Below are 22,506 nucleotides of genomic sequence, written 5' to 3' on the forward strand. Positions count from 1 at the left end.
ATTATTAAAATCAAAAACTATTATGAAAAAAATTATTTTACTCCTCTTTATTTTTAGTGGTTTAAACCTGTCTTTTTCGCAAGAACCTATAATTGAAGGAGACATAATGTTGTGCCCAAATTCAAGCGGTACAGCATCAGTGATCAATCAAAGTTATGATAGCTATCAATGGTATTTTAAATACTGGTTTACATCGGAAGAATTTGAGCCCATTCCTGGGGCAACGGATGCTTCATTTACATATGATTGGTTTACCTATGATCAGGCGTTATTAAAAGTTGTGGTTACTTTAGGAACCGAAACCTTAGAGTCTAATGCAATACAAATTGATAGTTACGCTTGGACCCCTTTGATAATAATTCACGAAATGAATGAGTTTGTAAGAATTGATCCAGTTTCCCACCATCTTGTTTTATGCGAAGGAGAAAGCTTTAACAATACAATTGGCAGTCCCTACAACACTAACATACAATGGTATAAAGATTACGCCCCAATTCCAGGTGCAAATGATACGTCTTATTCAATCACTGAGCCTGGAATATACTACGTGGAAGCTGCACCAGATTTCTGTCCTAATGTTATAGATAGCAGCATAGGCACTCCGTTTGTTGTTGAAATTGACACTAATTGTGCCCTTGGCATTACTAACCCCAATAGTTTACACGATGCAGTTCAAATATATCCTAATCCGGTGTCGCATTCCCTACAGTTAAACATTGGTGCTGATGTAGCAATAAACAAATACAGCATTATGGACATAACGGGAAAAGCTTTAATAACAAAGAAAACGAACTTTACAGATACTGCGACTATAGATGTTAGCAGTTTATCTAACGGACTGTATATTTTAGTGTTAGAAAGTGAAAGAGGAAATTCAATTCATAAATTCATTAAAGCGTAGTTTTTACTTGATGGCTAATAGCTTAATACAGAAATGGGAGCCAAGAGCTCCCGTTTTTAAATGAAAGCATTCACTTCTTCTTTTTAATACGTGGAATGTATTATAAACCATCACCTTCCAAATAGCTCGCTCTAATTTTAACAGAACGCTATAATTAGCGATAATAATTTGGTCATATTTAGTTTATTTCATCGGTAACCTCTCCGCAATTCAGCATTGAAGCCCCAAAATACGGGTTGAGGATTTCTTCGTTCGTACTCAGCCAAAACGCGCCTATATCGTTATTCGCCATCGGACAGTATTCCACATAGACTTTTTGGTTAATGCCAAAAGTTTTTACCGCATTTATTAAATGTGCCGATAGATGCACAAATTGTTCGCGTTGTATTTTAATATCTGAAGTTTTTGAGATTGCGCTCGCAGATGTCTTAAGTTCCTTTTCCAAATGCATCCATTGGCTGTGGGCAGGCTCCTCTTTTAGCAGTTTCATATCAACATTATTGATGCTTTTAAGTAGAGCACCGGCAGCGATTTTGGGTGTTTCTGCGTTGTCATTAACCAAGGCTTTTTCTATAGTCATATAATCGTCAAACACTGCTTTCAGTTGGGTTTGAAATTTTGCTGGCACTTCCAGCCTTTCAACCTGTGTCAGGTGATTTGTTGCATCCACTTCTACACTGTTATCAGTATTCATCATGCTTTTTTTACCTTGCAATTGGGCTGCTGCATCTACTGTAAAAGTGCCATTGGCAACCACTTCTTCGCCATTAGTAAGTCCATCAACAATGGTATAAGTTTCGCCGTTCTTTGCGCCCAAAGTTACCTCGCGCATTTCAAAAACAGGTTTGTTAGGATTGGTTTTTACATATACCAAGGATCGGCTTCCCGTCCAAAGTACAGCAGATGCTGGCACAATTATCTGTGACGTACTATCATTTTGTTTTGAAATATTCACTTTAGAAGTTACAAACATCCCAGGTTTTAAAATACCATCTTTATTGTTTAAAGTTGCCCGTACTGAAACCGTCCTGGATTGTGTATTTAAAGTTGGATCTATAAACGAAATGGTTGCTTCAAAATCTTTATTGGGATAGGCATTGGTGGTTACAGTTATTTTTTGGCCTTCCTTTAATTGTGAAATTTGATTTTCATAAGCATCGAACATAGCCCAAACTGTTCCCAAATTGCTAACTTTTACAATAGGTTGCCCTTGCTTAACGTAGTCGCCTTCTTCCGCCATTTTTTCAGAAACCGTTCCCGAAACAGTAGCGTAAATGGGGAAGTTTTCACGCACTTTACCTGAACTTTCAATTTGATTGATTTGATTTTCTGAAAGTTTCCACAATTTTAATTTATTACGAACTGCTTTATATAATCCGGGCTGAGATTCTTTCATAGAAGCAGCCGTTAAAAGTTCCTGTTGCGCTGCAACAAGTGCCGGTGCATAAATGATGGCCAACAATTGTCCTTTACGAACTTCTTCTCCAGTAAAATTGACATTTAGCTTTTCTATTCTTCCTTCAAAATAACTGGCTTGTACGGCATTTGCTTCTTCGTTCGGCATAATTTTACCCGAAAGCGACATTGTATTTCCCTCTGTTTCCGAAGTATTTCCTACAATAACAGTTTGAATATTTGCCAAAGCCATGGCATTTTCAGACATCTTAATTTCGTTTAATGCCAGGCCTTCCGCGCCGGACTCTGCGGGGATTAAGTCCATCCCGCAAATAGGACAATCTCCCGGTTCGGGTTGCATAATTTGGGGATGCATTGAGCAAGTCCACATTTTATTAGCAGCAACCTCATCAGAATGCTCATGAATGTCTGTGGCATTATTAGCCGCTGTACCTGCTGGATCGCCACCGAAAAGAAGAAAACCAGCCAAGAGGCCAACTATAACGGCTATCCCAATGTATATGATATTTTTATTCATCTGTTTATATTTTACTTATTATTTTCTAATCGTTTAATCATTGCCTTCATTTCCGCAATTTCCTTTTCTTGTGCTTTAATAATATCATCTGCCAACTTTTTAACTTCGGGATCTTTTATCTCTGCTCTTTTACTGGTTAAAATAGCGATGGAATGATGCGGAATCATCGCTTTCATCCAAAGTATATCGCCAACAATAGGGCTTTGTGCTCTTACCAAGCCAAGGGCGCTGACGAATAGAATTAAACTCCCCAATAGAATTGCAATATTTTTTTTCTTGTTTTGATACATTTTTCGCATAAAGAACCACATTATCACTGCCATTGCCGCAATGCCCAAACACGACATATAAAACCTTGTGAGACTAAAGTAAACGTGGTCTATTTCGTACGTATTTAAATACATTGTGATGTACATTGCTATAAATGAAGCGGCAAGCATCAAAATAAACTTTGTGTAATTATTGTTTTTTGAGTTTTGGTTTGAATTTTTCATAGTATTAAAATTTATGGTTTAATTAATTCTTGTCTGTAAAATAATTTATTATACTAGTTTGTTTAAAGTAAGCGGCAATAGCTTCAATCCGACTTATTTGAAATTTTAACTGCAATTCCTGCACGTCCAAAACTTCATTAAAATTGATCGTTCCCGTTTCATAATTCTTCAATAAAATTTCATTCGCGTGCTGCGCCTGTTTTATATTTTTATCCTGCGTCTCTAAACTTATACGCGCCGCATTTCTACTTTTAATTGCTGTTTGTAACTGCGTCATTAATAAATTTTCAGATGCTTGTTTTTGAATTTCAAGCTCTTCATATTTCAATTTGTTTTGCCGCGCAACGGATTTATATTTTTTATTGAAAATTGGGATTGAAATTGTTGCCATTGGCATTAGCATATTAGGCGCTTCATTTAAAAGCATATACTGCACCCCTATTCCAAAATCTGGCGCGCTTTCTTTTTTATTTAGAATATCGGCTTGTGAAACCACCTCATTCAATTCGTTATATTTTGTTATTTCGGGGTGTAGCTTAAGTTGGCTGAAATCTATTTCAGTTTCTTTCTCTGGAATTGTCAAGCTATCGCGGATTGCAATATCAGTGACTTCCTCGCGGTTCATTATCTTATTAGTAGCGGTGAGTGCTGCCGAATAGTCCTGCTGAAGCCTTAATTTTTGTTCGATTAGATCGTTCTGCCGCATCTGCAGTCTTAGTACCGAAACTGCTGATGCCTGCCCAACTTCAACCGAGGTAAGTGCCAAGCGCTCATAAACCTGCAAAAGCTGAATGTTGGAGTCTAAAACTTGCTGCTTTCTAGCTATTTCATATAAACGAAAATAGGATTGCGACACGGCCATTGCGATTTTCCTTTTGGCTATTTCTATTTCCACAAAATCTACATCGGCCATTGCTGTGGCATATTTACTTCGCGCAGAAATAGTTCCAAACCAAGGAAGCATTTGCATCATCGAAAATTCACCCTGTTGCATCATCGGCATTTCGGCTTTACTAAGCGTATATCCTCCTGAAAACTGGGTGTCTGGCAACGAGTTGGACTCTGACACCTTTTCCGTAGCAATAGCGTGTTGCTTTATCACAGCTTGAATGTTGGGATTGTTTTTTATAGCTTCGACAATAAAGGTTTCCAACTGTTGGCCTTGTCCAGTCCAACTCAAAAATATTAATGAAAAAAGAAATATCCTTACCATCCAAAATTTCGGTTTTCTCGAAAGAAATGTTGTTTTAAAAGTTGAATTCATTTCTAGCTTGCTTTAAGGGTTTTTAATTTATTTTTCAATTTTGCCTCTTTTCTCCAACTGAATAAAACTGGCACTACAAAAAGAGTGATCAACGCAATTAACATCCCTCCAAAACTGGGAATGGCCATTGGTATCATAATATCGCTTCCTCTACCTGTGGATGTTAGAATTGGTAGCAAAGCCAAAATTGTGGTAGCGGTAGTCATCAAGGCGGGACGTATTCTTTTCCTTCCCGCTTCTACTACAGAAGTGCGAATTTCCTTCAAATTCTCTGGGTCGTTCTTGTCAAAGGTTTGAGTGAGATACGTGGCCATTACCACGCCATCGTCCGTGGCAATTCCGAAGAGCGCAATAAACCCTACCCAAACTGCAACACTTAGATTAATGGTGTGCATCTGAAACATTTCCCGTAAGTTTTCTCCAAAAAAGTTGAAGTTTAAAAACCAATCCTGTCCATAAAACCAAATCATCAAAAAGCCTCCTGCAAAGGCTACCGTAATTCCTGAAAATACTATCAAGGAAGTTGCTACAGAACGAAATTGGAAATATAAAATCAAGAAGATTATCCCCAATGCCAAAGGCACAATTACAGAAAGTGTTTTCTCAGCCCGTAATTGGTTTTCATAAGTACCCGTAAAGTGATAATTTATTCCTTTAGGAACAGTGAGTTCTCCATTGGCAATCTTTTCTTTTATTAAGGCTTGGGCGTTTTCAACCACATTTACTTCTGCGTATCCGTCCAGTTTATCGAACAAAACGTGGCCCAATAAAAAAGTATCCTCGCTATTTATCATCAGCGGCCCCTGTTCATAGCGCACGTTTACAAGTTCGTCCAAGGGTACTGGATTACCTTTTTCTACTGGTACGTAAATATTCTTTAAATCATCGGGATCAGCGCGTAGATCGCGTGGGTATCGCACCCGAACTCCGTAGCGTTCCCGACCTTCTACGGTTTGGGTCAAAGGCATTCCTCCCACCGCTACTTGCAAGATTTGCTGTACATCTTCGATAGAAACGCCATAACGGGCAAGACGATCTCTTTTTATGTCAATTAAAAGATAAGGTTTCCCTACAATGCGGTCTGCAAAAACGGCTTCTACTTTCACCCCTTCGGCGTGTTTTATAATCTCTTCCAACTCTAACCCAAAAGCTTCAATCTTTCTAAGATCTTGCCCCTTCACTTTAATTCCCATAGGGGCGCGCATTCCTGTTTGCAACATCACCAATCGTGTTTCAATAGGCTGTAACTTAGGCGCAGAGGTAACGCCAGGGATTCTGGTTACGCGTACTATTTCATTCCAGATATCATCGGGAGATTTTATCTCGGGTCGCCAGTTTCTATAAAATTCGCCATCCTCATCTTCTATCAAATCTCTTTCTGTGACATCGAGCGCAGTCGAGATGTCAATTCCTGCTTTTCGAGCGTTCTCGACTCCGCTCGTACTGACATTTTTATTTGGATTTTCAACAAGTGTCCCATCTTTAAGCTCGTAAAATCCATCTTCATTCACTTTAAACCTTTGTCGCTTTCCGTCTTCATTCAGAGCGTATTCTGGTTTATATTGAATGATGTTTTCAAACATGGACAATTGTGCTGGATCAAGAGCCGACTCTGTTCGGCCAGCTTTCCCCACAACAGTTTCAATTTCTGGAATACCTGCCACAGCCATATCCATCTGCTGTAAAACGCGTTTATTTTCCTCTACGCCCGAGTGGGGCATAGAAGTAGGCATCAATAAAAAAGAACCTTCGTTTAAGGAAGGCATAAACTCCTTGCCTGTGTTCTGCCAAATCAAGACTCCGAAGACAACAATTAACGTGGGGACGGAGAGAAATAGAATCTTGTTCCGAAGTGCCCAGCCAAGAATCCGAGTGTAATAATATTGGAACAACCAGAATATGGCTAACAATCCCGAACATATCAGTCCCACAAACATCAGGTTCCAAAATATACTTTTATCTACCCCAAGTGGACGCCAGAATTCTGCCAATAAAAAGACAACGGCTAAAGCTGAAATAAATATGTTTATAATATTAGCACGTTTATCTGATAGCGTAAGTTTATCTGAAATCTTGGAAGTAACCTCATCATCTTTTAATAACCCCGTAATACCAAAGGCAATCAGGATTAGTCCTAGCCAGTATCCAAAAACGATAGCAGTGATCCCCAAAATGACTAACAGTCCACTAATTAAATTAGCAGTTGCTTTTCTTAAACTTTTTCTTCGGAACAAATAAGCAGCGAACGGCGGGATAAGAAAAAGTGCCACCATTAAGGAAGCGACGATCGCCATTGTTTTGGTAAATGCCAAGGGCCTAAATAATTTTCCCTCCGCGCCAATCATAGTAAAAACGGGGATAAAGCTTATTATAGTTGTTAATACAGCGGTAATAATGGCGCCGGAAACCTCAGCGCTTGCTTCATAAACAACTGTATTTATTGGCTGTTTTACACCGGTTTCGCCATAACGCACTTCTTCTTCATCTAAATGCCTTATTATATTTTCGGTAAGGATAATCCCGATATCCACCATGGTCCCAATTGCAATTGCTATTCCGGATAATGCCACAATGTTGGCGTCCACATTAAAGAACTTCATCGCAATAAAAACCATTAAAACTGCCACTGGCAAGAGACCCGAAATAAGTATTGAAGCTCTTAAATTAAAAACCATCACGATAATCACGAAAATCGTGATGAGTATTTCCAAGCTTAAAGCTTCATCAAGCGTGTCTAAGGTTTCCTGAATAAGTATCGATCGGTCGTAAAATGGAACTACAGTAAGTTGCGATATTGTACCATCCGAAAGTTCTTTGGAAGGCAGGCCGGCTTTAAGTTCTTCTATTTTTTCTTTTACATTGTTGATAACTTCCATTGGGTTGGCGCCGTATCTAGCCGTAACAACTCCACCTACAACCTCTGCGCCTTCTTTGTCCAAAATCCCTCTGCGGGGCGCAGGCCCCAAACTTACATTTGCAATATCTTTGATTCGTATTGAAGTATAATTTTCTGAGGTAACAACGGCGTCTTCAATATCGGCGATGGACTTTATATATCCCAGACCTCGCACCAAGTATTCCACTTGATTTATCTCCATTGTTTGGGCGCCAATGTCTTTATTGCTTTCTTTAACCGCCTTTACGATTTCCGCTAGGCTGATATTGTATTGGCGCATCAACTCTGGTTTCACATCAATTTGATATTCCTGTACATACCCTCCAATTGACGCTACTTCAGAAACCCCACTTGCCGAGGAAAGTGCATATTTTACGTAGTAATCCTGTATACTCCGCAATTCGTGCAAATCCCAACCTCCGGTTACATTGCCCTCTTTATCGCGGCCTTCCAACGTGTACCAGTAAACCTGTCCCAATCCTGTAGCATCAGGACCTAAAGATGGATTAACGCCATTGGGAAGCAAGCCGGCAGGTAGAGAATTTAGCTTTTCTAATATGCGGCTACGGCTCCAATAGAATTCTACTTCTTCTTCAAAAATGATATAGATGCTCGAAAAGCCGAACATTGAAGAGCTACGAATGGTTTTCACACCAGGGATACCCAATAATGATGTGGTAAGTGGATAACTTATTTGATCTTCTATATCCTGTGGGGAACGGCCTTCCCATTGGGTAAAAACAATTTGTTGGTTTTCCCCAATATCGGGGATAGCATCTACGGCGACAGGATTGGTGGGAAATAATCCGGTATCCCAGTTAAAAGGTGCATTAACCACACCCATACCGATGAAAAGTGCGAGCAACAAGACTGCTACCAGTTTGTTCTCTATGAGAAATTTTATGCCTTTATTTAGCATGTGAATTGATTGTTAAACAGTTAAACATTGAATAAAATCCTGATTGAATCAGAAATTTAGATACAATAAGTTGTGCCGAGAATGGGGGTGACCAAACGGCTAATCTTTTCCGATAGTTATCGGAAACTGTTTAAAATCAAATTAAATAAGTTTCGTGTAGCTTTTGTATATCCCGTATGAGAAAGGGAGGTGCGTAATCTCTAAAAGGAACGATGTTAGTATCAAGTTCTTCAAAAAGATTTACATAAGAGTAAAAGAAAGTAGCAACAAAATCTTGCTGCTCAAAAGATAAGGAGTTGAATGATAATTTTAGTTCGTCCTGCCCTTCAATAACAACTTGTTTATCTGAACAGCAAGAATCATCCGGCACTGTATTTTCGCAACTATTTTCAGATTGCGATTTTTCCATTCCGCAAGTTTTCACATTGTGAACAACTGAAAAATCAACTAAAGCTTCTCCACAATAATGCATATCTACCGTAAACGACATAGTAGTGAAGAGTACTAAAGTCGCTAAAGCAGTAGAAATTGATTTATGGAAAAATGACTTCATATCTTTGCAAATTTAGTGAAAATCGGTCATTCTTTCACTTTAGTCATACCAATTATTTGTTAATATGTGAATTAGGAATATTTAAAAACCATTCTTCAGTATTAAATTAACTTTTAAAGATTTTGAGCCTTCCATACAATTTTCAAAATATATTTTCACTAAAAACAAGTACCAGCATAAAACTCAATTTACTTTTAAAAAACAGTTAAGCATTTTAACAAGTTCGTTTTCTGGCAAATATATTGTATCGCCCTCATCAATATCGTTGGCGGTTTTTAAAAAATTTCATCATAAAATTTATATTTTCGTTTTTAAGAGTCAGCATATTTAGATATATTTCTGAATCTATTCAAAAATTGTAACCCGTTTATTACAAACCCTACGACATTATGAGCAATTACCACATCAAGAATTTAGAAGAATACTTTCAAGTTTATCGAAAATCAGTGCGCGATCCTGAGAATTTCTGGGAAGAAATTGCCGAAGAAAACTTTTTGTGGCGCAAACGGTGGGATAAAGTGTTAGAATACGACCTTTCCAAACCTGAAGTTTCGTGGTATAAAGGAGCAAAGCTGAACATTACCGAAAACTGTATTGACAGGCATATTTATAGTCGCGGCGACAAAACTGCTATAATTTTTGAACCGAATGACCCTTCGGAAAAAGCTGAACATATAACGTATAAACAACTGCACGAGCGCGTTTGTAAATTCGCGAATGTTTTGTTGGATCAAGGGGTGCAAAAAGGCGATCGAGTTTGTATCTATCTGCCAATGATTCCTGAATTGGCCGTTTCATTATTGGCCTGCGCGCGTATTGGCGCCATACATTCGGTTGTATTTGCGGGATTTTCCTCAACAGCACTGCACACCCGTATTAACGATGCAGATTGCAAAATCGTAATAACCAGCGATGGCTCCTATCGCGGTAACAAAACCATAGATTTAAAAGGAATTGTAGATGAAGCATTAGAATCCTGCCCGAATGTAAAAACCGTTTTGGTGGCCAAGCGCATAAACTCTAAAATAACGATGAAACCGAATCGCGATAAATGGCTACAACCTTTATTAGACGATGCCTATCACGATTGTGTTCCCGTAATTATGGATGCCGAAGATCCGTTATTTATACTCTATACATCTGGCTCTACCGGAAAACCCAAGGGAATGGTGCATACTATTGCAGGTTATATGGTTTTTACGGCTTATACCTTTAAAAACGTCTTTCAATATCGCGAAAACGATGTGTATTGGTGTACCGCAGATATAGGCTGGGTTACCGGCCATAGCTATATTGTTTACGGTCCGTTAGCAAATGGAGCAACAACTGTGCTATTTGAAGGGGTACCTTCGCACCCAGATTTCGGAAGATTTTGGGAGGTTATTCAAAAACACGAAGTAAACCAGTTTTATACGGCTCCCACCGCTATCCGGGCATTGGCAAAAGAGCGCTTAAATTTTTCAGAAAAATACAATCTCTCATCATTAAAAATTTTAGGCAGCGTGGGCGAACCTATTAACGAAGAGGCGTGGCATTGGTACAACGACAATATTGGCAAGAAAAATTGTCCTATAGTAGATACGTGGTGGCAAACAGAAACTGGCGGAATTATGATTTCCCCTATCCCCTACGCTACACCTACCATACCCACATATGCCACACTACCTTTACCCGGAGTTCAACCCGCGCTCATGGATGAAAACGGGGATGAATTAAAAGGAAACTTGGTTAGCGGCCGATTGTGTATTAAATTTCCGTGGCCGGGAATGGCGCGTACTATTTGGGGAAATCACGATCGTTATCGCGATACCTATTTTTCTGCATATTCCAACAAATATTTTACCGGCGACGGCGCTTTGCGCGACAGCACCGGCTATTACCGCATTACCGGCCGCGTAGATGACGTTATTATAGTTTCCGGACACAATCTCGGTACAGCCCCAATTGAAGACGCTATCAACGAACACCCAGCAGTAGCAGAAAGTGCAATAGTTGGTTTTCCTCATGATGTAAAAGGAAATGCGCTTTACGGCTTTGTTATTTTAAAGGAATTTGGCGAAACCCGTGTGCACGACAACCTGCGCAACGAAATAAACCAGATAATTACGGAACATATTGGTCCAATTGCCAAATTAGACAAAATTCAGTTTACTACCGGTTTACCCAAAACGAGAAGCGGTAAGATAATGCGAAGAATTCTTAGAAAAATTGCCGAAAACCAAACCAGCAATCTAGGTGATATTTCAACACTTTTAAATCCAGAAATAGTTCAGGAAATAATGGATGGGGCTATTAAATAAGCAAAAGAAAAAATTTTAATTGTATTGGCAATTATTATGTTTTTGATGACAATAGTATTAGCTCGACAAGTAAAATTTCCCATCCATTAAAGAGTAGCAATCATTCAATGTGGTGTTTTAAATTAATTCAGAACTTCAATTTATTGTAAAATTTCAGAAAACTTCAGTTTGAGCAGCGAATGAGCACTATGAATTCAGTAGAAATTTTACTTGTATTTTATCAATAGCACAGTAATTTGAAATGAGTTAAACAATTTTCTAAAAGTATTAGTTAAAATATTCACAATTTAGTATTTTTATAACCTAATGCTTAAATATTTACAAACTCTAAATCTCCTCACAATGATCTGGACTTATATCTTTCTATTTCTTGCTATCGTGGCAGCTGTTCTTGGTTTTCTCGGATTAGGGTTTGGCCCAATTCAATCTGCAAAAGTTGCATTTTACATTATAACCGTATTTTTGGTTATTTCCTTTGTAATGGAACGCAGAAAAAAAAGCAAAAAATATTACGAGTAAAAGCATACACTGTAACAGGAAGCTTACTAAAAAGCAAGGTTTTACGTAAGTTGGAACAAGGTTGTGTGCTCCAACTCACTATACACCAATTAAATACTTTTGTTACTTAAACGGGCAAATTATTTTATTCGGCTTTTATTATAATTCAAAATTTTCCAAAAGATAATTCATAGAACGATTAATTAACTCATTATGCATAAAAATTAATCGATAAACTATAATTTAGCGTGCGTTATTATTGAAAATAGTAATTTGGCCTCCCAAAGCAACCACCAAATGAATTCGATTCAAGTAAACTCACTTCCGTTAAAAGATGTTATTAGAGACATCGCAACAATTTTAGATATTCCATATACCGAAAACTGTGGCGAATATTTGCTGGAACTTCCTGCTTCGGTAGGCAAGGGCAGTATTCGCGGCATTAACTTTGAAGGCGGCCTGGGGCTCGTTCAGTACGATTGCTTATTTAAGGAGGATATGGAAATACATTTTATCGTTAACAATATTCACCCACTCAAATTTCTATATACCGTAAGCGGAACCTTAGAGCATCGCTTTGAAAACGAAGAAGATTTACACGAAATAAATCAGTACCAAAACGCCATTGTAGCTAGCAGCAAACACAACGGACACGTGTTATTCTTTAAAGCCAATCAAAGAGTGAAAGTAAACAGTTTAGAGATAGAGAGGGAAAAATTTCAGGCTAAAATGGAATGTGATATAAACAGCCTGGACGAAGATCTATTGCAGCTTTTTAAAGACATAAAGGCTAGCGGATCCTTTTATTATAACGGAAATTACAGTCTTAATATAGCCGGAATCTTAGATGAAATGAGCGAATTTACTTCAGAAAATTTTATGCGAAAACTTTTCTTGGAAGGCATGGCTTATCAAATTTTAACGCATCAGATACTACAGTACCAAGACGATAGAATGGACGAACTTAGCCGACTTTTATTGCGTTCTTCCGAAGTAAAACAAATACATCTGGTAGCAAATTTAATAGAAAACAATATCTCGCAAATACCCACTGTAGAAAATTTAGCCAGAGAGGCGGGGCTCAATATCAACAAATTGCAGGAAGGTTTTAAAAAACTATACGGCGATACGGTTAATAATTACGTACAAAAAAAACGACTTGATACCGCGTACAACCTTTTAACAAAAACAGATTTAACTATTTCAGAAATTGTGAATGCTATTGGTTTAAGCAGTAAGAGTTATTTTTCCAAAATCTTTAAGGAAAAATACGATATATCACCTTCAGAATTTCGAAAAAAATACAGTGGCAAATAAAAAAACCCCGCTGAAAAAATTTCAGTCGGGGTTTTCTTCTTCATAGCAGTTCTTTACATTGCTAAAATAAAATAAGTAACCCATAATCGGTAACGCAAAACCATTAATTATTAACCCAAAAGCCTACTTTTTAAAATTGTTCAAAAAAAATGGAACGAACACTTTTCGGCTTCATGGGGTCGAAAATCGTAAAAACAGCACTAACTATTTTGCCAGTTTCTAATCTCGTCCAAAATTTTTTCTCGAGATTTTCCGGTTTTATTTTCAAGATTCTTTAAAGTATCCGAAAAATTCTCTCCTTTATAATCCGTTTCACTAACTTCCAAATTATAGGTCTTTTCAAAATCTTTGGAAATCTTTTTCCACTTATTTTTTAAATAGTCATCGCCGTTTCCATCATCGTTCTTTTCCTCTTTGGGGTTTTCTACATAGCTATCTTCACTGCTGGTATTATGCTGCTCGGCTTGGGCACCTTTGCCCGTGCTGTGTTTCGGATTTACATTTTTATCACTCATAGTTCAGTTTTTTTAAAATTAAAATGAATTTTTAGTAACTGCTGAAAAAACATATACACTAAATTAGTAAGATAGCCATTATATTTTTTCAACCCGTATTTTTTCACGAAAAACCCCTTTTTCAAAACTCATTGAACAAGGGGTTTAACCGTATCCTCAATTGGATAAAATACTTGTGTTTACCTAACGTCTATTCTTCTTCCTCTTCAGGATTGCGTTGGTCTTGAGGTCTGTTTTGCGACCCTCGTGGTTGATTTTGAGGGTTTCTTTGTTGGTTTTCATTTTGTGTACTCATAGCAAATTTTGTTTAAATTAATAAAACTATTTTTCTTTTTCACTTTTAAAATTACGCTTCCATGAAATTGGTTTCGCTTAAGAAAATCATAAAATAGTTGCTTCAATTAAAATTTTAACTATCCATTATATTAAAACAAAATTTCGTTGGCAATTCGTTAATACACAAACTAAAAAATGGTTCCACTTATTAATGCACCCCAGCAAGTATAACTCAGCGGCGTTTTGTATCTTTGCGCTTTTAAAATTTTAAACCATGTACACCAACGCTTTACAAGCCATTTCGCCCATAGACGGCAGATACGCATCAAAAACTGCAAGTCTTATTCCTTATTTTTCTGAAGAAGCGCTTATTCGGTATCGGGTACAGGTAGAAATTGAATATTTTATTGCGTTGGTAGAGCTGGATTTACCGCAATTAGCCAACTTTGACCGAAGTCTCTTTTCTAAATTGCGCGATCTTTATCTTGAATTTTCGGTGAAAGATGCAATTAAAATAAAGGAAACTGAAAAGGTAACCAATCACGATGTAAAAGCGGTTGAATATTTTATAAAAGAAAAATTTGACGCTTTAAAACTTCAGCAATACAAAGAGTTTATCCATTTTGGACTTACCTCACAGGATATAAATAACACTGCGATTCCCCTGTCTTTAAAAGATGCAATAAACAATGTATATGTGCCGCTTTTAATAGAACTTAAGAATAAATTGAAATCTCTGTCCGAAGATTGGGCACAGGTTTCAATGTTGGCACGAACGCACGGTCAGCCTGCTTCGCCAACTCGTTTAGGAAAAGAAATTGAAGTTTTTGTTGTACGTATTGAAGAACAGTTCAATTTAATGAACGACGTAAAAAGTGCTGCCAAATTTGGTGGTGCCACCGGAAATTTCAATGCTCACAAAGTGGCTTATCCAAACATTGATTGGCGGGCTTTTGGCAATCATTTTGTGCAAAACACCTTAGGGTTGCATCACTCCTTTCCTACCACACAGATTGAACACTACGACCATATGGCTGCGTTGTTTGATTGCTTAAAAAGAATAAATACAATTATCATCGATTTAGACCGAGATATATGGACCTATGTATCGATGGACTATTTTAAACAAAAAATTAAAGCTGGCGAAGTTGGCTCCAGTGCCATGCCACATAAAGTAAACCCAATAGATTTTGAAAACAGCGAAGGAAACCTAGGAATTGCAAACGCAATTTTTGAGCATCTTTCTGCCAAACTCCCTATTAGCAGATTACAGCGCGACCTTACTGATAGTACGGTGCTCCGAAATATTGGGGTTCCTATAGGGCACACGTTAATTGCCTTTAATTCAACTTTAAAAGGACTGAATAAGCTATTACTGAATGAAACTAAATTTAAAGAAGACCTAGAAAATAATTGGGCGGTTGTAGCCGAAGCCATTCAAACAATTTTGCGCCGGGAGGGATATCCAAATCCTTACGAAGCCTTAAAAGGATTAACGCGCACCAACGAACGCATTAACCAAACTTCTATTGCAAACTTTATTGAAACTTTGGAAATTTCAGAAAATATAAAGCAGGAAATGCGGAATATTACGCCCGATAATTATACAGGTATTTAATGTTAATTTTGCAAAACAAACAGTAGCAACATACCATTAAAACTAAGGATATTTAGTAAAAAAAAGACTTCTGCCCAAGATGGGAGAAGCCTTTTCCAACTATTAATCAACTAAATTTAATCCTTAAATATTTTGCCAAAACCTTCTAATTTTGACAAATCCATATCGCCACGCTCGGCAGATTTCATAAGTTTTAGCATTTGGTCCGGCCGCATATTTTCACCCAAAAGTCTAAAAACCGCAAAACCTCGGCTGTTATCGCTTGCAAATACAATAACCTCATCTATAGCATCTTCGTCACCTGTGTATTTTAATGTAGCGTTCCATTCGCTACTTTTTATACGAGTTAATTCTTTATACTGCTCTTGATCTAAGATTGCTTTTAACTCTTGTTTTTCCATTTCATAATCTACAGTATCGCCTTCTGCAATAGGATATGCTACAACATTCACTTTTTTAATGGTGTTTAAAATATCCTTTTCCTCCTGTGTAAAGTTGCTGTTTTTGCCCTGCAACAAACTGGTGGCAATATCCATTTTAACGAATTTATCATCATCCTGTTTTTCAACCAAATACTTTTGAAGCGATTTATCGCTACAAGCGGTTAATGCAGCTAATCCAAGTGCCAGGGCCATAAAATATCGTGCAAGTACCATAATTATTGTTTTTTGCGTTTTTCAATATTCTTTAGTTCTTCGCTACCGGGAACTTTTAAGTCTTCGGTTAGTTTAGAAATTTGCTTTAAATCTATATTCCCCGTTATACTCATAATTACGGTTGTAGGTTTGCCGTCCACCATTCCGTCCATATGCATTAGCAGTTCACTTACAAAATTTTCGTTTTTACCTTCTTTACTGTAAAACCGTATGTTTCTGCCATCTTCTTTTATGCGCATTAATTCGCCTAAATTTTTAGAGATTGAAATATATTTAGACACAGCTGCATCCATTTTTTGTGAAGTGGCGGGATTGTCGGTAGTAAAAATTTTGATGTTGTCAAGATCGTTAACCATTTTTAAGTAAGCCTGCGCTTCCGGATCGGCAGAGTTTAGGTCCATCTTACTCAAAAGTTTAAACATGTTTTTGGTAACCACAACTGAAGTTACATCTTTTTCGTCTTCAAAGGAATCGAAAGCGTTCTGCCCCCACGAAACCATCGGCGCTATTGCCAGTGCTATAAGTATTGTTAGTTTTTTCATCTTTAATTATTGTTTATTAATTATTGTTTTTATCTATTTTATTATTCAAAAATTTTGTCTTTTGAAGTTTCAAACTGTCCAACAAACGTAAGACGTTCGGTGCCTTTGTTTAAATTTTCTGAAAGCAACATCATGGCTTCTTTGCTTTTTTCGAAAGCGGCCAATGCTTCTCTTTCTTCTTGCGTATATTGCGGCTGGCTAAAGTAAAAAGCTCCTACACCAAAGGCCGTTACTACTACAGCGGCCACCGCATACCACCAACTTTGTATATTTTTTTTCTTCGCATTACCCAAACTTATAGCACGGCTGGAGCGTTCTTCCTTTGCCGCCTCAAAGCTCATAAATAGCGGTTGATATTGACGGTGCTCTTCGGCAACCGTTTGGTTGTTAAAGTAGTTTTTTAGAACTTTTTCTTCCGCGAGGCTGGTATTGCCCTCAAAATAAGCGGCCAATAATTTGTTTATTTTACCCAATTCCATAGTTGTAATTTTTAATCATTGCATCCCTAACTGTTTTTCGTGCGCGGGAAAGCGCCACGCGCACTGCGGTTTCGTTACTTTCTAGCATTTGTGCAATTTCAGAAAACTCAAATTGTTCCACATCGCGTAATTGAAGTACGATTCGCTGTTGTTCGGGCAGGGTTTCCATTATTTTAAAAACCATTTGTACCCCGTCATTCGCTTCAATAGTAGTTTCAACATCATCGGCAGTTCGATAATTGCTGTGCACAATTTTTAAATTTGATGCCTGTTTCGATTTTAATCTGTCCAAACAGTAATTTTTGGTCATTGTAATGGCAAAAGCTTCGGGATTTTTATAATTTTCAATATTTTGTTTGCTTTTCCATAATTTTAAAAACACTTCCTGCACGGCATCTTCCGCTTCATCTTTAGAAACCAAAATCCTTTTTGCTAAGCGGTAAAGCTTATCTTTAAAAGGCATTACTAAGGTTATAAATTCGGTCTTTTCCATTTAGGTTGGTTGTGGTTAGTGTGCCGTCTATTTAAATGACGAATGGGATACTTTTTTGTTACATTCTTTTTTTAAGTGTTTAAAATAAGGCTTAAACTTAAAATATTCTGGCAAGAATTTATTTCAGCTAAAAAATCATATTTTTACCGTTGCAATATAATTCCTAATTTCCCTGTTCTAAAAAGAATACTTTAATATACCTATTTATGAAAAGAAAAATTTTCATTCCTCTTTTAGCCCTTTCTACACTTTTAGTTTCGTGTTTTGAAGATGCAGACGACAATTTTCAACAAGCTTCCACTTTAGAAATTCAAAATTTTATCTATCGCGGTCTAAATTATTTTTACCTCTATAAAGCTGATACGCCCGAATTGGCAAATGATGCTTTTGCAAATGATGACGACCTAAATAGTTTTTTAAACAACTATGAAACCCCCGAGGCCTTGTTTGACTATTTACTGTCGCCCCAAGATAGGTTTAGCACTCTTTTTAGCGATTACACTTTAATTGAAAACGCCCTGAGCGGCATTACCCTTAGCAACGGAATGGAGTTTGGCTTGGTGTACTACCCCGATAACAGTGGAAACGTTTTTGGGTATGTGCGCTATGTGTTGCCAAATACCGATGCCCAGTCTGAAGGGATAAAACGCGGCGACCTTTTTACCACCATAGACGGCCAACAATTAAACGAAAATAATTATAACGATCTACTGGCGCCGGACAGTTATACTATTGGGCTCGCCACGTACGACGGATCAGATTTTACACCAACTGGCGAAACGGCACTTTTAAACAAAATGCAGTACAACGAAAACCCAGTTTACAAATCCCAAATCCTAACCGTAAACGGAACCAAAATTGGGTATTTAATGTATAACGGATTTATAAAAGATTACGATACCGAATTAAACAACGCCTTTGCCCAGTTTAAGGCCGAAGGTATAAACAACCTCGTTTTAGATTTGCGGTATAATGGCGGAGGTTCTGTAGAAACGGCAACTGATCTTGCGAGTATGATTACCGGACAATTTAACGGACAAGTTTTTTATAAAGAATTTTGGAATGAAGATAGGCAGGCAGAGAACGCTGTAGATGGTCTTTTTGACAATACCATTAGCAATGGCAGCGCTATAAACAATTTAAATCTTACGCAGGTATATATACTCACAACCCGAAGATCGGCCTCGGCGAGCGAACTGGTTATCAATGGCTTAAAACCCTATATTGATGCTGTGCAAGTGGGCGATACCACAACGGGCAAGTTTCAGGCCTCGTTTTTACTTTACGATGCCCCAGCCCCACAATTTAACAGAAATGAAGCTAATCTCGGACATACGTATGCTATGCTTCCCTTGGTTTTTAAAACTGCCAACGCGGCAGGAAATACCGACTTTATTAACGGGCTTTTTCCGAACATAACTTTAAAAGAAGATTACTTTAACCTCGGCGTGCTAGGCGATGAAAACGAACCGCTTTTGGCAGCAGCCCTTTCTGAAATTGCCGGAAGACCAATGCCTTTAAATAAAGATGCACAATATTTAAAAGAAATTTCTGACAGTCAAGAAAATTCACCAATTAATGGCAAAATGATAGGTACACAGCACCGCATTTACGGCGAATAAACCCTCGCGGTAATAAAAAGGGCTGTCTAAAAATTATTATTTAGACAGCCTTTTTTTTGCTAATTCGAATGAGTTTTACTCATTAAAATAAATTCCGCCTGGAATTATTCCTGTTTGGAAATCCTGAATTTCCGTGTTTGTTGCAAGATCAAATATTTTTAGCGATCCTTTGCTTACAAAATCTTTTGCATCGGTAGCGTACAGCTTTCCGTTTTTTGCTTCAAGTGCGTAAAAGAAACCATCTATTATATCGCTTCCCGGTAGCACAATAGAAGTACTATTCAGTTTAAATACTTTGCCATCCATCGTATAGTATAGATTGGTTCCATCCATAGTTAAATTTGTAGGATGCTCCGTTGTACTAAAATTGTATGTGTTTACAACTTGCTCCGTAGAAAGATCAATCTGCACTAAAGATCCAGCTGACTCATTTCCCGTGTAGTTAGGATTTCCACTACACAACACAAATAATGAATTTCCCGAAACTACCATTGCATTGGGAACATCGCCCACTGTAATGGTTCCTTCCAATCCATTTCCAGATACAATTGAAATTAAATTGTTTTGGCCGTACCCACCTTGATGCGCAACGTATATTTTATTGTTGCGTGAAACCATTCTTTCAGGTCCAAAAGCCACAGGAATAGTATTAGAAACGGTATTGTTTCTCAAATCTAAAACCGCTATAAAATCGTCTGTATTATCATTTGGATCACCCCAGTTTGATACGTAGCCCTTGGCGCCATCATCAGTCGTAAAATATCGTGGGTTATCAACACCAACGGTAATAGAATCTACACTTTCAAACGAATAGCGATTGGCTATCATTATTTTATTCGAATTATTCACCACAACATATGCGTTTTCATTGTGGAATCCCATAGACTGTACAATGTTCCCTAAGCTTGTGCCATTAACAGTTTTGTAAATATTTTGAGCAACAGTACTATAATCGTCAGAAATGTAAGTAATCGTGCCGCTCCCGCCAGCAAAGGGACCTTCATTTGTAATAAGAATACCGTTTTCATATGCTGCAGGTTCATAAACGGGTTGACTATTGTCATCGCTACTACACGCAATAAAAAACAAAGTTGATAAAGATAAAAGCAGTAATTTTTTCATAATTTTTATTTATATATTAATGGTTAAGAATATTTGAAAGTTACGTGAAGGCATGGGCCGGAAAGCAACATTTTCATAATACGTGTTAAAAATATTTTTTACCCGTGCTCCAATAGAAATAGTAGGATTTTCCTGTAATAAATACGTTATCCCAAGATTGTAAATATTAAAACTATCTAAGCCTTCACTATTGTCTGTAGTTGTAAAAACTTCGCCATTGAAGAGCCCTTGAATATATGCCGATAAATTTTTATAACTATACTCAGCGGTACCGGAAGCTTTGTGAAATGGTACGTAAATAAGCTGTTTTTCCTTTTCTAAATCTTCGGCTTTGGTGTACGAATATTGTGCATTTAAATCTAACGCGTGTAATTTTCCGAATTTTAAAAAATAACTCGCGGTAAACTCCAAACCGTAATTTCTGGTTTTACTAATATTTATGGGCTCCCAAACATTGCCGCTTGCCGGAACCCACTTAATTAAATCTGTAGAAGAAATATAAAAAGCCGCAAGATCCGTCTTCAATTTTCCAAAATTGAATTCTTGTCCCAGCTCGATTTGATATGAAGTTTCGGGTTGCAATTGATTGTTTCCGCCAGCATACCAAAACAAATCGTTAAACGTAGGCACTCTATAATTTTTTGAGCCGTTTACACGAAGCGCATACGTATTTGAAAGTTGCCAATTGGCATCTGCTGAAAATAGCAAAGGGTTTTCAAAATTGTTTAAGAATTCCTTTCTAAAATTTATCCCATAGCTAAAATCCCTGCCAATTTTATGATTTAAAAGTAGCACAGCCGCTAAGGTGTTCCGTGTGTTTTGTCCAACATTGTCGCCTTCGGCATCAATGACCGTATATTGAATCTTTGCAAGTAGTCTGAACTTTTTCCGAAGAAAAACTTCCGATTGTAACATACTTATTAGAGTGTTTGCACGCCCCTCGTCAAATAATGGTTTTTCGCTATTTGGGTAATAGCGGTAATGCTCAAAGAGATGCGCAACGCTGGCCTTTGTTGTAAACGCCCCCATATTTTGTTGTAATTGCCATAGATTTCGGGTTGCAACATCTTTGTAACCGTCTTTGCCAATTGTATTTAAACTACCCGAAAAATTTCGATCGTTATACGTGTATTCCGAGTTCCAAGTAGCAACACCATTTTTTAGCTCTTTGGCAGCAGTAACATTTGATGCGAGGCGCAAAAATTGTCCGTGTTGGTTTTTTTGATTCTTCCCTATAAAATCATAATTATTATCGGAGCTTACAAAATCCAGTTTCACATTTAAATAGTTAGTATCCCACGCTTGGGTAGTACCCAAGGTTCCGCCAAATGTTGTAAAGCTACCGTAATGCAATCCAATTTCAGTAGCATTCGTTTTATGGAAGGAATATGAATTATTTAAATGGATACTTCCGCCAACGGCACCACTGCCATATTGTACGCCACCACCGCCACTTCTAATTGATATTTCATTATAATTTGAAGGCGAAATAGTATTAAAATCCGTTTGCCCTGTAAACACCGAATTAATATTTATACCATTCCAGATAACGGCAGTTTGTTGCGCATTTGTACCCCGAAAAGACGGCGATGAAACCATGCCAAAGCCGTTTTCCTTAAAGTAAATTGAAGAATTATAGCGCAGGGTTTCTGTTAATGAAGTAGCATTTTTTTCAACAATGGAATCCGAGAGTTTTTCAAGTTTAAAACCTTTTGAAAAATGAACCAATTTTGCATCGGTTAGCATAACTTCCGGCAGTTGCTGAATGCTGTCCAGTTGTGCCTTGGCAGAAACCGTGCACAGCAAAAAACCTAAAATAATATGAATATAATGTAGTTTCATAACTCAACCTTTATCCCGAAAGTTTGATATCTTTAAATTATGAATCTGGCAGGTCTCCTGGCTCGTCTTTTGTGCTACCTTCCCATTGACCTAAGACCAACAGTGGTTTTTGAAGTTTTACACGCCCAAAATATTTCTTGGACCGACTTACAGTTGCGGGAACAGCTTCGGATTTTAACCGAATTCCCTTTTAAAAGCATTTTTCTTTGTGAAAAAAGTGCTTACCGAAATTCATTGCAAAAATAGACTTTAAATATTAGTACACC

Annotated in this window: 18 protein-coding genes and 1 riboswitch; of the genes, 6 read left to right on the plus strand and 12 right to left on the minus strand. The window is 37.5% G+C overall.

Features of this window, described 5'->3' with window-relative positions; translation table 11 throughout:
- Positions 1-22: 22 nt before the first annotated feature.
- A complete protein-coding gene (locus tag QCQ61_RS14655; protein WP_279448383.1) occupies positions 23-901 on the plus strand; it encodes a T9SS type A sorting domain-containing protein in 879 nt (292 codons plus the stop codon).
- A gap of 178 nt (positions 902-1,079) precedes the next feature.
- Here the strand turns inward: QCQ61_RS14655 and QCQ61_RS14660 are convergent, their stop codons facing one another.
- From QCQ61_RS14660 to QCQ61_RS14680, 5 genes are all read right to left on the minus strand, one after another.
- Positions 1,080-2,834, minus strand: coding sequence for an efflux RND transporter periplasmic adaptor subunit (locus QCQ61_RS14660; protein WP_279448384.1), 1,755 nt, complete (start codon positions 2,832-2,834; stop codon positions 1,080-1,082).
- 11 nt (positions 2,835-2,845) lie between these two features.
- The gene (locus tag QCQ61_RS14665; protein WP_279448385.1) at positions 2,846-3,328 is read right to left on the minus strand and encodes a DUF305 domain-containing protein; all 483 of its coding nucleotides are present in this window, start codon (positions 3,326-3,328) and stop codon (positions 2,846-2,848) included.
- Between the two features lie 22 nt (positions 3,329-3,350).
- Positions 3,351-4,592 (minus strand): TolC family protein, encoded by a 1,242-nt coding sequence (locus tag QCQ61_RS14670; protein ID WP_279448386.1) that lies wholly within the window; start codon positions 4,590-4,592, stop codon positions 3,351-3,353.
- Positions 4,593-4,594: 2 nt separating this feature from the next.
- Positions 4,595-8,407 carry an efflux RND transporter permease subunit gene (locus tag QCQ61_RS14675; RefSeq protein WP_279448387.1) on the minus strand — a complete coding sequence of 1,271 codons (3,813 nt, stop codon included), beginning with the start codon at positions 8,405-8,407 and terminating at the stop codon, positions 4,595-4,597.
- Positions 8,408-8,543: 136 nt separating this feature from the next.
- Positions 8,544-8,960, minus strand: coding sequence for an HYC_CC_PP family protein (locus tag QCQ61_RS14680; protein ID WP_279448388.1), 417 nt, complete (start codon positions 8,958-8,960; stop codon positions 8,544-8,546).
- A gap of 389 nt (positions 8,961-9,349) precedes the next feature.
- On the opposite strand from QCQ61_RS14680, the gene acs reads away from it, so the two are divergent.
- The 3 genes from acs to QCQ61_RS14695 all read left to right on the plus strand — a co-directional run bounded on the left by acs (position 9,350) and on the right by QCQ61_RS14695 (position 13,075).
- Complete coding sequence (gene acs, locus QCQ61_RS14685; RefSeq protein ID WP_279448389.1) at positions 9,350-11,260, plus strand: acetate--CoA ligase; 1,911 nt, start codon at positions 9,350-9,352, stop codon at positions 11,258-11,260.
- Between the two features lie 342 nt (positions 11,261-11,602).
- Complete coding sequence (locus QCQ61_RS14690) at positions 11,603-11,779, plus strand: DUF1328 domain-containing protein (protein WP_279448390.1); 177 nt, start codon at positions 11,603-11,605, stop codon at positions 11,777-11,779.
- A gap of 276 nt (positions 11,780-12,055) precedes the next feature.
- Entirely contained in the window at positions 12,056-13,075 is a 1,020-nt protein-coding gene (locus QCQ61_RS14695) for a helix-turn-helix domain-containing protein (RefSeq protein ID WP_279448391.1), read from the plus strand.
- A gap of 200 nt (positions 13,076-13,275) precedes the next feature.
- Here the strand turns inward: QCQ61_RS14695 and QCQ61_RS14700 are convergent, their stop codons facing one another.
- Entirely contained in the window at positions 13,276-13,590 is a 315-nt protein-coding gene (locus QCQ61_RS14700; protein ID WP_279448392.1) for a hypothetical protein, read from the minus strand.
- A 550-nt stretch (positions 13,591-14,140) separates the two neighbouring features.
- Here QCQ61_RS14700 and purB point away from each other — a divergent pair.
- Entirely contained in the window at positions 14,141-15,484 is a 1,344-nt protein-coding gene (purB, locus tag QCQ61_RS14705; RefSeq protein ID WP_279448393.1) for an adenylosuccinate lyase, read from the plus strand.
- A 116-nt stretch (positions 15,485-15,600) separates the two neighbouring features.
- Here purB and QCQ61_RS14710 read toward each other — a convergent pair whose 3' ends face one another.
- The 4 genes from QCQ61_RS14710 to QCQ61_RS14725 are packed head-to-tail and all read right to left on the minus strand — an operon-like array spanning position 15,601 to position 17,654.
- On the minus strand, positions 15,601-16,140 hold the full coding sequence (locus QCQ61_RS14710; protein ID WP_279448394.1) for a DUF4252 domain-containing protein: 540 nt from the start codon (positions 16,138-16,140) through the stop codon (positions 15,601-15,603).
- A 2-nt stretch (positions 16,141-16,142) separates the two neighbouring features.
- Complete coding sequence (locus QCQ61_RS14715) at positions 16,143-16,682, minus strand: DUF4252 domain-containing protein (RefSeq protein ID WP_279448395.1); 540 nt, start codon at positions 16,680-16,682, stop codon at positions 16,143-16,145.
- A 41-nt stretch (positions 16,683-16,723) separates the two neighbouring features.
- Positions 16,724-17,161 carry a hypothetical protein gene (locus QCQ61_RS14720; protein WP_279448396.1) on the minus strand — a complete coding sequence of 146 codons (438 nt, stop codon included), beginning with the start codon at positions 17,159-17,161 and terminating at the stop codon, positions 16,724-16,726.
- A complete protein-coding gene (locus tag QCQ61_RS14725; RefSeq protein WP_279448397.1) occupies positions 17,148-17,654 on the minus strand; it encodes an RNA polymerase sigma factor in 507 nt (168 codons plus the stop codon). The genes QCQ61_RS14720 and QCQ61_RS14725 overlap by 14 nt, the downstream gene beginning before the upstream one ends.
- A 206-nt stretch (positions 17,655-17,860) precedes the next feature.
- Between QCQ61_RS14725 and QCQ61_RS14730 the strand changes: the two genes are divergently transcribed.
- Complete coding sequence (locus tag QCQ61_RS14730) at positions 17,861-19,276, plus strand: S41 family peptidase (RefSeq protein WP_279448398.1); 1,416 nt, start codon at positions 17,861-17,863, stop codon at positions 19,274-19,276.
- A gap of 75 nt (positions 19,277-19,351) precedes the next feature.
- Here QCQ61_RS14730 and QCQ61_RS14735 read toward each other — a convergent pair whose 3' ends face one another.
- Together QCQ61_RS14735 and QCQ61_RS14740 are read right to left on the minus strand one after the other, a co-directional pair.
- Positions 19,352-20,398: a YncE family protein gene (locus QCQ61_RS14735; RefSeq protein WP_279448399.1), complete on the minus strand. Its 1,047-nt coding sequence runs from the start codon at positions 20,396-20,398 to the stop codon at positions 19,352-19,354.
- Positions 20,399-20,407: 9 nt separating this feature from the next.
- Entirely contained in the window at positions 20,408-22,240 is a 1,833-nt protein-coding gene (locus tag QCQ61_RS14740) for a TonB-dependent receptor (RefSeq protein ID WP_279448400.1), read from the minus strand.
- A gap of 30 nt (positions 22,241-22,270) precedes the next feature.
- A riboswitch (cobalamin riboswitch) is annotated at positions 22,271-22,485 on the minus strand.
- Positions 22,486-22,506: the final 21 nt, after the last annotated feature.

Source organism: Aequorivita marisscotiae (genome assembly GCF_029814825.1).
Lineage (GTDB): Bacteria > Bacteroidota > Bacteroidia > Flavobacteriales > Flavobacteriaceae > Aequorivita > Aequorivita marisscotiae.